Genomic DNA, 14,542 nt, shown 5'->3' with positions numbered 1-14,542 from the left:
GACTCCCTTAAGGGCACGCTCAGCGTGACCGCAACTCTCGCCGTTCTTCCCACCGCTTCAGCATCGCGTACAGCAGCGGCACCAGAATCAGTACATTGACCGCCGACGTCGCCATGCCACCCACAATCGGCGCGGCAATTGGCTTCATCACGTCCGAGCCGATGCCCGACGACGCCAGAATCGGAATCAGGCTCGCCAGCACCGCCGCCACGGTCATCAGTTTGGGCCGCAGCCGCAGCACCGCGCCTGCCATCACCGCATCTTCCAGGCTCCCTTGGCCGGTCTTCCGCCGCTCTTCCCAGGCCTCGCGCAAATAGACCAGCATCACCACCGCGGTCTCGACCGCTATACCGAACAGCGCAATGTAGCCTACCCACACCGCCACGCTGAACTCATACCCCAGCCACCACTGCAGCAGCAAGCCGCCGCTGAGCGCATAGAAGGTGGGAATCATCAGCATCACCGACTCCATCACCGAGTGAAAGATCATGTACAACAGCAGGAAGATGATGAAAAACACGATCGGGACCACCATCTCCAGCCGCCGGTCGGCGCGCTGCTGAAACGCATATTCACCCGACCACGTGTAGCTGTAGCCCGCCGGCAGCTTCAGCCCGGCCTGCAAGGCCTGGTTGGCGCGCGCTACCAGGCCGCCGTAATCATGTCCGGCCACGTCCAGGTATAAATATCCCGTCAGCACGCCGTTTTCATCCCGGATCATCGCCGGCCCGCGGTTAAAGCTGATCTGCGCTACCTGCGCCAGCGGAATCTGCGCCCCGCTGGGCGTCGCGATCTGCACCTGCTGAAGCGCCGGCAGATCACTGCGAAAGTCGCGTGCATAGCGGACGTTGATCGGAATCACCTGCCTTCCGTCCAGCGTCTCCGCCACGTCCATGCCGCCAATGGCACTCGTCACCGCCTGCTGCACCGCCGCGACGCTCAGGCCAAAGCGGGCAATCTGCGCCCGCCGCGGCGTGATGTTGATGTATAGCCCATCCGCCACGTGTTCGGCAAATGTCGAAGTCACGCCCGGCACGCCCGCCAGAATGCCCTCGATTTTCACTCCCAGCGCCTGAATGCCATCGAGGCTGGGGCCGTAGATCTTCATCCCCACCGGTGTCTTGATTCCGGTGAGCTCCATATCCATGCGGTTGGCCACGGGCATGGTCCAGTTGTTGGTCAGTCCCGGGAACTGCAGCTTAGCGTCCATCGCCGCGATCAGCTTGCTATAGGTCATGTCCGCGGGCCAGCTTGAACGCGGCTTGAGCGTGATGGTGGTGTCGTACATCGACAGCGGGGCGTTGTCGGTGGCGCTGTTGGAACGGCCCGCGGTTCCAAATACGCTTTTGACCTCGGGGAAGCCGCGGATGATCTGATCCTGCGCTTGCAGCAGCCGCGCCGCCGGCGTCACCCCCAGCCCCGGCAGTCCGGTGGGCATGTAGACGCTGGAGCCTTCAAACAGCGGCGGCATGAACTGGCTGCCCAGATGGAACGCCAACGGCAACGTGGCGGCAAAGAAGATCACGTTGAAGAGAATGGTCCACGCCGGATGCCGCAGGCACCAGCGCAGCGTGGGATGATACACGGCCTGCGTAGCCCGCGAGATGGGGTTGCGGCTCTCCGGCCGCAGCTTGCCCCGGATCAGCAGCGGCATCAGCACCGGCACCAGCGTGACTGCCAGAATCGACGAGATGGCGATGGCCAGCGTTTTCGTCCACGCCAGCGGCCGGAACAGCCGCCCCGCCTGCGAACCCAGCAGAAACACCGGCAGAAACGACGCCACGATGATGAGCAGCGAGAAAAACAGCGCCGGCCCCACCTGTTGCGCTGCTTCCAGCAGGATGCGCGCGCGCTCGCGCCCTTGCGCCTCGGGATGATCCGCCAGCCGCCGGTGCCCGTTCTCCACCATCACAATGGCGGCGTCCACCAGTTCTCCGATGGCCAGCGCCAGCCCGCCCAGGCTCATGATGTTGGCGCTTACGTGCAGATACGCCATCGGCAAAAACGTCACCACCAGCACCACCGGCAGGGTCAGCACCGCGACCAGCGCCGAGCGGAAATGCCACAGGAAGAAAATAATCACCAAACTGACCACGATCACTTCCTCAATCAGTGCGTCACGCAGCGTCGTTACCGATTGATTGATCAGCCCCGAGCGGTCATAGCCGGATTCGACTTGCACGCCCGCGGGCAGTGATGGCGCCAGCGCCTGCAGTTTCGCCTTGACCCCCTGAATCACCTCCAGCGCGTTGCTGCCCGAGCGCGCCATCACGATGCCGCCGACGGTCTCGCCTGCGCCATTCCAGTCGGCGATGCCGGTGCGCGGTTCCGGCCCGAACGCCACCGTCCCGAGCTGCGCCAGGGTGATGGGCACGCCGCCGCGCTCGCCGACCGATACCGCCCGCAAATCGCTCAGCGAGTGGACGTAGCCGAGTCCGCGCACCATGTAGCGCGCCCCGCTCAGCTCCAGCGTGCTGCCGCCCACTTCATTCGTACTGGCGCGCACCGCCGCAATCACCTGTTCCAGGCTTACCCCGTACTGCCGTAGCTTGTCCGGCATCAGGTTCACCTGATACTGGCGCTCGAACCCGCCGATGGTCGCCACCTCGGCCACGCCCGGCACCGTCTCCAGTTGGTAGCGCAGAAACCAATCCTGCAGCGCCCGCAGATCCGCTAGGCTCTGCGGGTGCGTCCGGTCGACCAGGGCGTACTCGTACACCCATCCCGCGCCGGTGGCATCCGGCCCCAGCGCTGGGTGGACGTCCGGCGGCAGCAGCGCCTGCTCGCGCTCGAGCGACTCCAGCACCCGCGCCCGCGCCCAATACAGGTCGGTGCCGTCCTGGAACACAACCGTCACATAGGAGTCGCCTTCCATAGTTTGCGCCCGCACGTCGGTCACCTTCGGCGTGCCCAGCATCGCGGTCACCAGCGGATAGGTGACCTGGTCTTCAATCACGTTGGGAGGCTCGCCCAGCCATTGCGTATGCACCACCACCTGCACATCGCTGATGTCGGGCAGCGCATCCAGCGGAATCCGCCCGATGGAGTAAGTCCCCGCCAGCAACAGCAGTACCGCAATCGCCAGAACCAGGAAGCGGTTGCGGGCGCAGACAGCGATTAGCCGCTCGATCACATTCCACCTCCGGCGCGCAGCGAGGTTTGCGCCTGGGCCACAATCTTGCCGTTCTTGCGGGCCACAAGGCTCACGTGCCAATTGCCACCGCTGCCCAGCGTGCCCTGGCCGCGATAGCGCCCGCCGCCGACTTCCTGCATCGCCACGCGCACGGTCATCCCTGCCATGCCCATTGCCGGCATGGCCGGCATGCTCAGCGTCAGCTCCACCTGGGCGCCCGTGATGGGCCGGCCGGCCGCGGTGGTCAGCAGCGCGCGAAAGGTGTTGGCGCCCTTGCGCGCCGGGCTGGGATCGCTCGTCAGCGCGACCTGTGCTGCGTTGCTGGTCCCCTGACCGCTGGCCCCCGACCCGCTGACGCCCGGCGGCGGGGGCGCGTAGCTGCCCGCCGCCGCCGACAACTGCGCTTCCGAAGCGATCAGAAAGTTCGCCCCGGTCGCCACCCGTTCGCCCGCCCGCAAGCCCTTGCGGATGACGATCTGCTGCCCCACCTGCGGTCCCGTTTCCACCGGCCGCGGGTCAAACCGCCCGCCGCCTTCCGCCACAAACGCCAGCGCCCCGGTTCCGGTCTGCAGGACGGCGCTCGCCGGTACCACCAGCCGCCGTCCCAGCGGCACCTCGACCGTCGCGCTGCCGTACATGCCCGGCGTCAGTTCCTGGCTTGCGTTCGGCAGCACCAGGCGCACGCTGGCGGTCCGGCTCGTCTCGTTTACCTGCGGATTGATGAAGTCGACGCGTCCTGTAAAGGTCCGGCCCGGATAGGCGTCCATCCGCACTGTCGCCCGCTGCCCCGCGTGAATGCGCCCCAGGGCGCTTTCTTCTACCTGTGCATTCACCCAAATTGGCTGCAGCGCCGTCAGCGTGTACAGCCGCATTCCTGCCGTCACCTGTTCGTTCGGCAGTGCCTCCCGCTCGCTCACAATCCCTGTCTCCGGCGCCCGCAGCGCAAAACGCTGCTTGGCCACGCCCGTGCGTTCCAGCCGCGCGATCTCCTGTCCCGGCACCTGCAACTGCGCCAACCGCTCGCGGGCATCGGCTACCAGCGCTTTGGCTCCCGCAGCCACGCCCGCCACCGGACTCGCCGCCAGCGTCTGCGCATTCTGCGCCGCGAACAGATAGTCCCGCTCGGCGGCGTAGATTTCCGGGCTATAGATGGTGCACAGCACCTCCCCCCGGTTCACGTGCTGATAGCGCGTGTTGGCGTTCATGCTCACGATCCAGCCGCTAAAGCGTGCCGTGACGGTGGTGATCGTCGCTTCGTCCGTGGCCACCGTCGCCACCGTGCTTATCGGATTCGCCAGCGCCTGTACCCGCACTACGGCGGTAGGGGTCCCAATCGCCTGCACCCGCTGCTGCGCGCCCGCCGCCAAAGCGAACAGTCCCAGCAGCAGCAAAAACCGCTTTCCGTTATTCATGCTTCACCCCCGTCAATTCCGTCACCGTCGCGAGCGCCGTCTCGTGCGCTGCGAGGGTGTTCCAGTACTGCTGCTCGACGGCCAGCGTTTCCCGCCATGCCGTGAGGTAACTGTTGAAGTCGGACTTTCCACTGCCATAGGCCGTCAGCGTGGCTTGCGCTGCCGCCTGCGCCTGCGGCAGCGCGCCCTGCTGGTCGATGGTGAGCAGGCGCGTTTCGTTCTGCGCCTCCAGCAGCGCCCGCGTGAGCTGGTAACGCTGCTGCTGCGCGAGCTCTTCCAGCCCGGCCTGTGCCGCCAGCCGCTCGGCTGCGGCTTGCTCCAGTTCCGGCTCCTGCCGGCTACGGCGGTGAAACCACGGCAACGTCATCCCCAGCGACAGCTCGTACCGGTCAGGAAAACCCGACGCCGTTTCCTCGAACATGTATTGCACTGTGAAGTCCGGCTTGAAGTTCTTGCGCGCCAGCGCCACTGCCGTCTCCGCTCCCTGCAGGCGCGCCCGTTGCGCCGCCTGCGCCGGGCTGGCCGCCAGCGCCGCAGCGAGCTGCGCCGCCGCGGCTGGCAACCGCGTCTCATGCAGCGGTTCCGGCACGATCGCCGGGGTACTTGCCGGCCGGTTCAGCAGCGCCTGCAGCTCCGCCTGTGCCGCCTGCTGCATTTCCTGATTGCTGTCCAGATCCCGCAGCAGCGTGGTCTGCTGCAGTTGTGCTTCCAGCACATCCGCCTGCGGGCCCTGCGCGGTACGGTAATGGACCTCTGCCAGCTTTTCCGCCAGCGCCAGCACCTGCTGCTGCTGCCGCAGCACCGTCTCGAGTGCCCGCGACTGCTGCAACCCGATATAGGCGCCGGCGACCTGCAGGTCGAGCTGCCGCGCGGCCTGTTCCCAGTGCTGCCGCTGCGCCTGCGCTTGACCGCGGGCCACGCCCGCCCGCAGCTTCAACTTGCCGGGGTAGGGAAGCGCCTGCATCGCCCCCACCCCGATCGCCGACATCATATTGCCCCGCAGGCCGGTAAACGGCGCCGGCACCGCGACCGTCATTTGCTGCACCACGGCGCTGGGGTCGGGCAGCGCGCCCGCGGGCGCAATCGCCGCCTGCGCCGCCCGCCACTGCTGCCGCGCCGCTTGCAATCCCGGATTGTGCGCCCGTGCCTCCGCCTGCAGTTGCGCCAGCGGAATGGGCGCTTGCCCCAGAGCGGCTACGCTCAGGGCGCAAAAAAGCCAAAACACACGCATGGGATCTCCTCCCGTTGAGAACGGTGAATAGGAAGGTTGCGGGGTTGTGGCTTTAGATCTGCAGGCTGGCGTGCAGCGCGTACAGCGAAACGGGTGGTGTCGGGGAAACGTTCGCCTCCGGCATGCACCCGCACGGCGGTACTGCGACCACCGCCGGCATGGCTGCGGTAAGCGGCATCAGGGCCGGGGCGCCATACTCGGCGTTGGCCGCGTGCAATGCTGCCAGCGGCTGCGCCTCTACCTTCCGGCAGCACGATTCCGTGCCCGCGAGCTCGCCTCGCATACAGGAGCTATGCATTTTCCGGCAGCAATTCATCGCCGCCATCGCGCCGGGGCCCGGCGTTTGGCACGTGAGCGCCAAACAAAGCACCGGAGCCAGAACCCCTATGGCAACTGTGACCGCCAGCCAATGCCGCAACTGCTTCACCGCTTCAGCATAGCAAATGTGGCTTGCCACCCGTACGAACGACGGCACGTGCGTCGTTTACCGTGGTGCGGGATGGTTGGCGCGGGCTACAGTGATGCTAAAACTGCGTTAGCGGATCTGCATGGGCACTGAGGCGATGTGCTTGTCCCATTCCAGCGTCAGCTTCGCCGGACTGAGGACGTAGCGCAGCCGTTCAATCACCTGGCCGGGCACGCTCATCTCCATGGGAATGCGCCCCAGGTCCTGGTTTGGCTTATAGGTCAGTCCCCACTGTCCGGTCTGCTTGTTGACGATGAGCTGCCAGTGATCGGGATCCTTCACCAGCACGTACAGCGTGTAATTTCCCGCCGGCACGTTCAGGTTACCCAGCTTCAGGTTTGCGTCCGTGTGGAACGCCGTGGCGGCATTGGCTCCCGCCCGCCACACCGGGTAGGTCGGATCATGCGACAGCAACCCGCCCGGTCCAAAGATCTTGCGCCCGCGCACCGAGGGCGCAGAATATTTGATGGAGATCGTCTTGCCCCCGACCGTCACCTGCGCCTGCTCGGGAGGGCTTAGCGGTTTCTGTTGCGCCAGCGCCGTCAAGACCATGCCGAACGCCGACAAGAACGCCACAAGTGCCAGCAGCTTCTTCATGCGCATCAGTGTAGCTCAAAATTATGCACTCGCGGTTAGCGACCGGCGCGTATATAACGAGCAGGGAACCCCTGCCTTGGACCTGACGAGCGATCCAGAGCGTTTTACGGCCCTGGTGCGCGAGCACCAGGCGATGGTTGTCAGCCTGGCGCGGCGCCTTTTGGGGGATGAGGCCGACGCCGAGGAGGTGGCGCAAGAAGTGTTCTGCAAACTGTTCCAGCACGGCCGGGAGCTGGAATCCGACCGCCACGTATTGTTTTGGCTGCGCCAGGTGGCCACACGCCAGGCGCTCGATCGTTACCGCCGCCGCAAGCTACGTCCGCGCCTCGGCCTGGAGGATGCTCCCGAACCTTCGGTTCTGCCTCACGCATCCGATCCCTGGCGCACTCAGGCGCTCCGCGCCGCCGTCGCCCGCCTGCCGGCGCATCAGCGGGCCGTGGTCGTACTGCGCTATCAGGAAGGCCTCGACCCGGCCGAAATTGCCCGCGTGCTGCGGCGGCCGTTGTTTACCGTCAAGAGCCAGCTCCAGCGCGCCCTGCGCCGTCTCCGTGCTGAGCTCGATGCGCGCCCAGTAGAAAGGATCGTCATCTCATGAACCTCGATGACGAACTCCAAGCTGCCCTCCGCCGCCAGCCTCCGCGCGAGGATCTGGCGCCTAAAGTTCTGGCCCGCCTGCGCGCCCTACCGCCAGCCTCGCCGAAGCGCCCCTGGTCCCTGGCCCCTGGCCCCTGGCGTCTGCGCACTGCGCTCGCGGTTGTCGTAATCTTTGCTGCTTTCGGCCTCTTCCGCTATCAGCGGGTGCAGCATCAGCGCGCCCGAACCGCCGCTCAACAGCTCGTTGCCGCCCTCCACCTGGCGTCCAGCGAACTGGCTGCCGTGCGCGCGAAAGTGGTGCGTGCGCCCTAAGCGCCGGTGCGTATGTTCCGTGTGAAGGCAAATATGCGACGCTCCCTTTGGTTGCTCCTGCTCCCCATTTGGCTGCTGCCCCTTAGGGCGCAGCAGCCGCGCCTGCAAATGAATCTTCCCGGTCTCGCCGCGCGCGCCAGTCAGGTCAGCGACGTGACTCTCGATGGCACGGTGCTCAAGCTGGGCCTGGCGTTTCTGAATCACGGCGAGGGTGGCCTCAACGCCGAGGATCGCGCCATGCTCTCCAAGCTCAAGGGCATCTATGTCAAAAGCTTCGAGTTCGATCATGCTCCGCGCCTCACCGATCCGGCGCTAGCGGGCATTCGCAAGCAGTTACGCGCCCCCGGCTGGACGCGCATCGCCACGGTTCGCACCACCGGCCGCGACCGCGACCACCAGAACACCGAAGTCTACGTCTCTACCGCCAACGACGGAAGCATTCTGGGCATGGCCATCCTCTGCCGCGAGCCTTACGAGCTCACTGTGGTCAATATCGTCGGCGCGATTACGCCGCACGAGCTGACGCAGTTGGGGGGCAACCTCGGCATTCCTAAACTGCAGACGAAAAATCCCTGAAACTTTTGCTTGCCGCGGCAGTATAAGGATTTATGCGACTTCGAAAGGGCTCTTTTGGCTCCGGCCTGGCCTGGACGATGATCCTGCTCATGGCCCTCGGCATCGGCGCCACCACGGCCATGTTTTCGGTCGTCAACGGCGTGCTGCTGACGCCTTTGCGCTTGCCGCGCCCCGGCCAGTTGGTGATGCTCGGCGAGGCGATTCCGAATGTCCCGCAGGCCGCCGCACTCGATCTCGCGTGGCTCTGCACGCCTGCCTCATTTAACGCCTGGACGGCCCAAGCCACCGATTTTCAGGCGCTTTCCGCTCTGCAAGGCCGCTCCATGGCGCTGCAGCAGAGCGGTCGCCCCCTGCTGCTGCACGGCGCCGCGGTCACGCCCAATTTTTTCTCCATGCTTGAAGTTCATCCCGAGCTGGGCCGCAACTTCATTGCGGCAGATGCGAACAGCAATCTCAATCCCACCGTCATTACCGATCAGGTCTGGCGCACGCAGTTTGCCGCTAACCCCGATGTCATTGGCCGCACCGTCGGCTCACTCAGTCATCCCGCCCTCATCATCGGCGTGCTGCCGTCCAGCTTCCACGTGGACGGCCGCTCGCTTGGCACCATGACCGCCGCCGAGCCGGTTCAGTACTTTCAGGCGTTCAAGCTCTATGGTTCGTTCACTGATCCCTTCAGCAACTTCAACTTCAGCGTCGTCGGCCGCCTCAAGCCGGGCGTCACGCCTGCCATGGCGCTGGCGCAACTGAATACCATCCAGGCTGATGTCGCCCGCGCCGCGCATCAGGGCAATCTCACCCTGATCGCCAAAATCACCACCCTGCGCGACTATACCGTGGCCGAGGCCCAGCAGCAGCTTTGGATTCTCCTCGCCGGCGTGCTCGCCGTCCTGCTGGTGGTCTGTGTCAACCTGGGGGGTCTGTGGGTCACCCGCATTGCCGACCGCCGGCGCGATTGGTCCATCCGCATCGCCCTCGGCGCCGCGCCCGGCCGGCTCGTCCGACAGGTGCTGCAGGAGAGCATTCTGCTGGCCCTCCTTGGCGGCATTCTGGGCATTGTTTGTGCCGCTCTCTCGCTGCGCTTCCTAATCGCCGTGGCGCCCGCCGATATTCCGCGTCTCGATCAGGTTCATCTCGACTGGCGCGTCATCGCCTTTGGCCTGGCACTTTCTGTCGTTGCCGGTCTCCTCACCGGCCTGGTGCCTGCCTTGCGCCTTGCCCGTTCCGATCCCCACAGCTACCTCAAGGCCTCCGGTGCCGCCACCACTGCCGACCGTTCCAGCCTGCGCTCGCGCCAGAGCCTGATCGCCGTGCAGGCGGCGCTTTCGACCATCCTGCTCGTCGCCGTCGGCCTGCTCGGTCTCAGCTTTTACAAACTGATTCATCAGCCGACCGGCTTTGACGCCAGTCACGCCGTCGCCGCCGACGTGGTGATGAGCGCGTACAGCAGCCAGCAGCGGGAGCAGATTTTCGCCCGCCTGCCCGCCGCGGCGGCGGCGATTCCCGGGGTTAGCGTCGCGGCCGAAACCTCGCATCTGCCGCTCAGCGGCGAGACCTGGATCGACAGCATGGGCGTCATCGGCCAAACCTATGCACCCGGCACACAGCCGACGGTGAACGTCCGTTTCGTCAGCCCCGGCTATTTCGCCGCCGCCGGCATTCCGTTGCTGCGCGGCCGCGATATCGCTCCGGACGACCATGACGACAACAAGATTGAGCCTGTTATCCTCTCCCTCGCTGCAGTGCGAGCGCTCTGGCCTGATCTCACCCGCGATCCGGCGGCTGCGGTCGGACGCGCGCTGATTCACAATGACCACCCCGCCCAGATCGTAGGCGTGGTCGGCGATGTCCGGGCGTCACTCAAGACCAAGCCCCCGGCGGTGCTCTACGCTCCCATCGTGGGCGGCTTTCCGCTCGGCTCGGTCGCGCTGGTGGTCCGCACCACGCTGCCCGCAGCTTCGCTCGATGCCGCGTTGCGCCAGGCCATCGCGAGTGTCGCCCCGCTGGCGCCCGTGCCCAAAATTCGTCCGCTCGCGGCGCTCACGACCCAGGCTGTCGCGCCGCAGCATTACCAGTTTTCGCTGCTGCTGCTGTTCGCCATCATGGCGCTTATCCTCGCCGCCATCGGCGTGTACGCGCTGGTGTCGCATAACGTGGCGCAGCGCAGCAAGGAGCTGGCCATCCGCATGACTATGGGTGCTGGCGGCGGCGATATTTGGGGCCTCGTCGTGCGCCAGGCCCTCGCGCCCGTCCTCGCCGGCGTGGTCGCGGGCCTGATCGTCGCCCTGCTCGCCGGCCGCCTGCTCGCTTCCTTCCTGTTCAACGTCAGCCCCGCCAGCCCACTCGTGCTGGCCGTGGTCGCCGCCGCGGTCATTGCCGCGGCCGTGATCGCCTGCCTCTGGCCCGCCCATCGCGCCACCCGCACCGATCCCCTCACCGCCCTGCGCGCGGAATAGGTGTGAGAAAAATGAGAATTCGAGTGTCGCATGATACAGTAAGCCTATGGCGCAGGAGTTGTTGAGCGTGGAAGAGGCCGGCCGCCGGCTGGGCGTGTCTCGCGCCACGGTTTACCGCATGTTGCAACGCGGTAGTTTGAGAAGTGTCCGTACGCATGGCCGCCGCCGCATCCCCGCCTCCGCAGTGCGGCGCCCCCGCTCCCGTGTGGACCTAAGGTTTGCCAACCTGCCGCCGTTTACTTTCGATAACCCGATGTTCGAGCTGCTGGGCAAGTACCGCAGCGGAGGCAAGGGACCGGGCTCGGGCGATAAATACGCCATCCTCGGGCAGCCACATTGGAAATGACGCCTTCTGTCCTCTGGGACTCGAGCGCGATTCTGGCGTGGCTTGATGCGGACGATGAGCACCATGCCGCGGCTATGGCAGCATCCGGTGCTCTGGCTTCAGAGCGTCGGGCAGGGATCATCACGAATTATATCGAGGCGGAAGCGCATGCACTTCTGCTGTCGCGGCTTGGCCGGAATGCCGCATGGGCCTGGCTGCAGCGGCGCCCATTGACGGTGGTGCGCCTGACCCGTGGAGAAGAAGAGAGGGCGCGCTCCATCCTGGCACGCTACCGCGATAAAGACTGGTCACTGTGTGATGCGATGAGTTTCGCCTTGCTGGAGGTACAAAACATCCAGGAGGCGTTTACTTACGACCATCACTTTGCTCAGTGGGGCAAGTGCCGCATCCGCGGCTGAGCGTCAGTTGCTCTTGAGGCCCAGCGTGAATTCCGTCCAGGAGTGCCCCGGCATGTCGCGCAGTTCCGGCGCCTGCCAGTCGTACTGCGGATGTGCCTTCAGATACGCCGCCGCGTTGAAGCTCTCCCCGCACGGGTGCCCCTGCACCGCCCAGAACGACAGATGGTTCGCCAGCGCCGCGTCCGTCACTTTGCCCTCGACCGCGCCGGAATCATGGAACGGCGGATGGGTGTCGCCATGCCCGCATAGCGAGCGGGAATCCGGGTTGATCTTCTTCAGAATCACGTCGTAGTGATCGCTCTCAAACTTTTCCGCCGCGGCGACGTTGATCTTGCCCTTGTACTGCTTCATCAACTCCAGCCAGCGCGTATGCCGGGCGTCGGCGCTATTGGCCGGGTCTTTCAGGTTAAAGGTCGTTTCTTCCTTCGCCAGCTTGGGGCTGACCGGAAAATTCGAGCCCACGAAGAAGCCGTTCTTGGACGTAGACAGCGTCACCACCTTCAGCCCCAGTTCCAGGTCGGCAATCTCGTTGTTCTTGGTGTCGCCCACCAGCCAGTTGTTGGCATAACCGCCGTTGTTGCCGTCTTCCATGATCTGCGCGAACTGCTTGATCGACGACGCATACTGCATCGCCTTGCGCGCGCGCTCAAACTCAGGCACGCCGTTGAAGTTGTAGCCATGGAAGTCGCTGATGGTGGTCTCGGTGATGATGATGCCGGCGGAATTGATGCCGAAATCGTCGGCGCTGTGAATCACGCCCGGCAGTCCGTCCATCGCAAAGTGATAGCCGTGCTGCGGCGTAATGTCATAAATAATGTTCCAGCGTGAGCCCTGCATGTAGGGTGACCAGTTGTTGTGCGCCAGCACGATTTTGCCGTCGCTGGTATAGGCGCCGGTAGCGACAAAGGCGCTGCAGTGATCGCCCACATCGGGATAATCCAGCTTGGCAACCTTCTGTTGCGGATGATCTTTGTCCCACTGCTCCAGGAAGTAGCTCCACTCCTCGAACGCGTTCATGGCCGTGATATCCCACACGTCCACGTGGCCGCCGTGCGCATCGACGCCGTCGGCGATGCCTTGCAGCTCCTGCTGATATTCCGGCTCAATATAGGGCCACATCACCTGCTTGGCTTCGGTGCGGAAAAAGCTCCAGGGCCGATGACCGTTATGCGTCTGCTCCAGCTCGACCACTTGCAGGAAATCCTCGATGCGCGGGGCGAGCAAATAGCCGTTCTGGAAGCCAATGTCGCTGGGCGTGCCCTGCAGGTGGACCAGATACCAGCCATCCTGCGCCGGTTTCATGTACGCCCCGGCCAGGCGCGGATCCGGCTTGGCCGCTTTCGAACCTGCCGACGAGCAGGCCACGACGGCAATCACTCCCAGTAGCAATAAGGGTAGGTAACGGCGCATATCTCGCTCCTCAGCCGCCACTATACCCCGAACCCGCAAGGCCGCACCACGAAAAAAGCGGCTATTTTCCGCCGGTTTTAATTTCGATCCAGGCATGGCCAGGCATGTCGTGCAGCTCCGGCGCTTCCCAGGCAAATTGCGGGTGGGTCTTCAAAAACGTGGCCGCCACAAAACTTTCGCCGCACGGCCGCCCCTCCACCGCCCAGAACGACAAATTGGCCGCCAGCGCCGCGTCCGTGGCCTTGCCTTCGACCGCTCCCATATCCAGAGGAATGTCCCCGGTCGGTTGCCCTTCTCCGTGTCCGCACAGTGTCCGGTAGTCCGGGTTGATTTTGTGCAAAATCGCGTCGTAGTGATCGCTCTCAAACTTCTTCGCATCTGCGACGTCGATCTTGCCCTTGTACTGCTTCATCAACTGCAGCCAGCGCGTATGCCGCGCGTTTTCGCTGTTGGCCGGATCCTTCCGGTTGAAGGTCGTCTCTTCCCTGGCCAGCTTGGGGCTGACCGGGAAATTCGAGCCCACGAAGAAGCCGCTCTTCGACGTAGACAGCGTCACCACCTTCAGTCCCAGCTCCAAATCGGCAATCTCGTTCGTCTTGGTGTCGCCCACCAGCCAGTTGTTGGCGTAGCCGCCGTTGTTGCCGCCCTCCATGATCTGGGCAAACTGCTGGATCGACGAGGCGTACTGCATCGCCTTGCGTGCCCGCACGAATTCCGGAATCTTGTTGAACGCGTAACCATGAAAATCGCTGATGGTGGTTTCGGTGATGATGATGCCGCCGGCGTTTTCGCCGAAATCGTCGGCGCTGTGAATGACGCCTGGCAGCCCGTCCATGACGAAGTGATAGCCGTGCTCCGGCGCGATGTCGTAGATGATGTTCCAGCGTTCCCCGTCCAGGTAATTGGCCCAGTCGTTATGGGCAAGCACGATCTTGCCGTCTTTCGTATACGCGCCCGTCGCCACAAAGGCGCTGCAGTGTTCGCCCGCACCGGGATAGTGGGCTTTGATTGGCGCGGGGCCGCGCTCGGCTGCGCCGAGCGACCCGCTTATGCCCGCACCGGGCTGGGGGCCCGTAGCCCCAGTCCGGTGCTGCGCCTGCGCCACTTTCTGTTGCGGATGGTTCTTGTCCCACTGCTCAATGAAGTAGCTCCACTCCTCCAGCGCGTTCAGGGCCGTGATATCCCACACGTCCACGTGCCCGCCGTGGGCGTTCACGCCGTCGGCAATTCCTTGCAACTCCTGCTGGTATTCCGCCTCGATGTGCGGCCACATCTCTGCTTTCGCTTCGGTCCGGAAAAAACTCCAGGGCCGGTGGCTGTCGTGCGTCTGTTCCAGCTCTACCACCTGCAGCAAATCCTCAATTCGCGGCGCCAGTAAATAGCCGTTCTGGTAGCCGATCGTGCCCGGCGGCCCTTGCAGATGCACAAAATACCAGCCTTGCTGCGCCGGCCTCATATACGCTCCGGTCAGGCGCGGATCCGGCTTGGCGGCTTTCGATCCGGCCGACGAGCAGGCGACAACGGCAATCACGCTCAGCAGCAAAAACGGTAAATAACGGCGCATATCTGGTTCCTCAGGCGCCACTGTATCGCAGAGTAGGCAGCCGCGCA

Annotated in this window: 13 protein-coding genes; 6 read left to right on the top strand and 7 right to left on the bottom strand. The window is 64.6% G+C overall.

Annotation, left to right across the window (positions count from 1 at the left end):
* Positions 1-19: 19 nt before the first annotated feature.
* From EPN33_13810 to EPN33_13790, 5 genes are all read right to left on the bottom strand, one after another.
* Positions 20-3,133, bottom strand: a complete 3,114-nt coding sequence (locus EPN33_13810; GenBank protein TAN20857.1) for an efflux RND transporter permease subunit — start codon at positions 3,131-3,133, stop codon at positions 20-22.
* The gene (locus tag EPN33_13805; protein TAN20856.1) at positions 3,130-4,545 is read right to left on the bottom strand and encodes an efflux RND transporter periplasmic adaptor subunit; all 1,416 of its coding nucleotides are present in this window, start codon (positions 4,543-4,545) and stop codon (positions 3,130-3,132) included. The genes EPN33_13810 and EPN33_13805 overlap by 4 nt, the downstream gene beginning before the upstream one ends.
* Positions 4,538-5,776, bottom strand: coding sequence for a hypothetical protein (locus EPN33_13800; GenBank protein TAN20855.1), 1,239 nt, complete (start codon positions 5,774-5,776; stop codon positions 4,538-4,540). Before EPN33_13800 ends, EPN33_13805 begins: the two co-directional genes overlap by 8 nt.
* Before the next feature lie 52 nt (positions 5,777-5,828).
* Positions 5,829-6,059, bottom strand: a complete 231-nt coding sequence (locus EPN33_13795; GenBank protein ID TAN20854.1) for a hypothetical protein — start codon at positions 6,057-6,059, stop codon at positions 5,829-5,831.
* 252 nt (positions 6,060-6,311) lie between these two features.
* Positions 6,312-6,839, bottom strand: a complete 528-nt coding sequence (locus tag EPN33_13790) for a DUF2911 domain-containing protein (protein ID TAN20853.1) — start codon at positions 6,837-6,839, stop codon at positions 6,312-6,314.
* On the opposite strand from EPN33_13790, the gene EPN33_13785 reads away from it, so the two are divergent.
* From EPN33_13785 to EPN33_13760, 6 genes are read left to right on the top strand one after another with little or no spacing between them, the layout of a single operon-like run.
* The gene (locus EPN33_13785) at positions 6,793-7,434 is read left to right on the top strand and encodes a sigma-70 family RNA polymerase sigma factor (protein TAN20852.1); all 642 of its coding nucleotides are present in this window, start codon (positions 6,793-6,795) and stop codon (positions 7,432-7,434) included. The two genes, EPN33_13790 and EPN33_13785, sit on opposite strands and share 47 nt — an antisense overlap.
* Complete coding sequence (locus EPN33_13780) at positions 7,431-7,745, top strand: hypothetical protein (protein ID TAN20851.1); 315 nt, start codon at positions 7,431-7,433, stop codon at positions 7,743-7,745. The genes EPN33_13785 and EPN33_13780 overlap by 4 nt, the downstream gene beginning before the upstream one ends.
* A gap of 12 nt (positions 7,746-7,757) precedes the next feature.
* Positions 7,758-8,321 (top strand): DUF4252 domain-containing protein, encoded by a 564-nt coding sequence (locus EPN33_13775; GenBank protein ID TAN20850.1) that lies wholly within the window; start codon positions 7,758-7,760, stop codon positions 8,319-8,321.
* Between the two features lie 32 nt (positions 8,322-8,353).
* Positions 8,354-10,777, top strand: coding sequence for an FtsX-like permease family protein (locus EPN33_13770; protein ID TAN20849.1), 2,424 nt, complete (start codon positions 8,354-8,356; stop codon positions 10,775-10,777).
* Between the two features lie 46 nt (positions 10,778-10,823).
* Entirely contained in the window at positions 10,824-11,123 is a 300-nt protein-coding gene (locus tag EPN33_13765) for a helix-turn-helix domain-containing protein (GenBank protein TAN20848.1), read from the top strand.
* Positions 11,114-11,521, top strand: a complete 408-nt coding sequence (locus EPN33_13760; protein ID TAN20847.1) for a PIN domain-containing protein — start codon at positions 11,114-11,116, stop codon at positions 11,519-11,521. The genes EPN33_13765 and EPN33_13760 overlap by 10 nt, the downstream gene beginning before the upstream one ends.
* A gap of 3 nt (positions 11,522-11,524) precedes the next feature.
* Here the strand turns inward: EPN33_13760 and EPN33_13755 are convergent, their stop codons facing one another.
* The gene (locus tag EPN33_13755; protein TAN20846.1) at positions 11,525-12,931 is read right to left on the bottom strand and encodes a peptidase C45; all 1,407 of its coding nucleotides are present in this window, start codon (positions 12,929-12,931) and stop codon (positions 11,525-11,527) included.
* 61 nt (positions 12,932-12,992) lie between these two features.
* Entirely contained in the window at positions 12,993-14,495 is a 1,503-nt protein-coding gene (locus EPN33_13750) for a peptidase C45 (GenBank protein ID TAN20845.1), read from the bottom strand.
* Positions 14,496-14,542 lie beyond the last annotated feature (47 nt).

The organism is Acidobacteriota bacterium (genome assembly GCA_004299485.1).
GTDB lineage: Bacteria > Acidobacteriota > Terriglobia > Terriglobales > SCQP01 > SCQP01.
Note: the sequence above shows the minus strand (reverse complement) of the source record. Positions and strands in the feature narration are given on the sequence as shown.

What these genes read in the sequence shown, in the direction of transcription:
- EPN33_13795 (TAN20854.1), bottom strand. Translation starts at nt 6,059, where the DNA reads ATGCGAGGCGAGCTCGCGGGCACGGAATCGTGCTGCCGGAAGGTAGAG.
- EPN33_13750 (TAN20845.1), bottom strand. Translation starts at nt 14,495, where the DNA reads ATGCGCCGTTATTTACCGTTTTTGCTGCTGAGCGTGATTGCCGTTGTC.
- EPN33_13790 (TAN20853.1), bottom strand. Translation starts at nt 6,839, where the DNA reads ATGAAGAAGCTGCTGGCACTTGTGGCGTTCTTGTCGGCGTTCGGCATG.
- EPN33_13785 (TAN20852.1), top strand. Translation starts at nt 6,793, where the DNA reads ATGCCGAACGCCGACAAGAACGCCACAAGTGCCAGCAGCTTCTTCATG.
- EPN33_13805 (TAN20856.1), bottom strand. Translation starts at nt 4,545, where the DNA reads ATGAATAACGGAAAGCGGTTTTTGCTGCTGCTGGGACTGTTCGCTTTG.
- EPN33_13770 (TAN20849.1), top strand. Translation starts at nt 8,354, where the DNA reads ATGCGACTTCGAAAGGGCTCTTTTGGCTCCGGCCTGGCCTGGACGATG.
- EPN33_13755 (TAN20846.1), bottom strand. Translation starts at nt 12,931, where the DNA reads ATGCGCCGTTACCTACCCTTATTGCTACTGGGAGTGATTGCCGTCGTG.
- EPN33_13765 (TAN20848.1), top strand. Translation starts at nt 10,824, where the DNA reads ATGGCGCAGGAGTTGTTGAGCGTGGAAGAGGCCGGCCGCCGGCTGGGC.
- EPN33_13775 (TAN20850.1), top strand. Translation starts at nt 7,758, where the DNA reads ATGTTCCGTGTGAAGGCAAATATGCGACGCTCCCTTTGGTTGCTCCTG.
- EPN33_13800 (TAN20855.1), bottom strand. Translation starts at nt 5,776, where the DNA reads ATGCGTGTGTTTTGGCTTTTTTGCGCCCTGAGCGTAGCCGCTCTGGGG.
- EPN33_13780 (TAN20851.1), top strand. Translation starts at nt 7,431, where the DNA reads ATGAACCTCGATGACGAACTCCAAGCTGCCCTCCGCCGCCAGCCTCCG.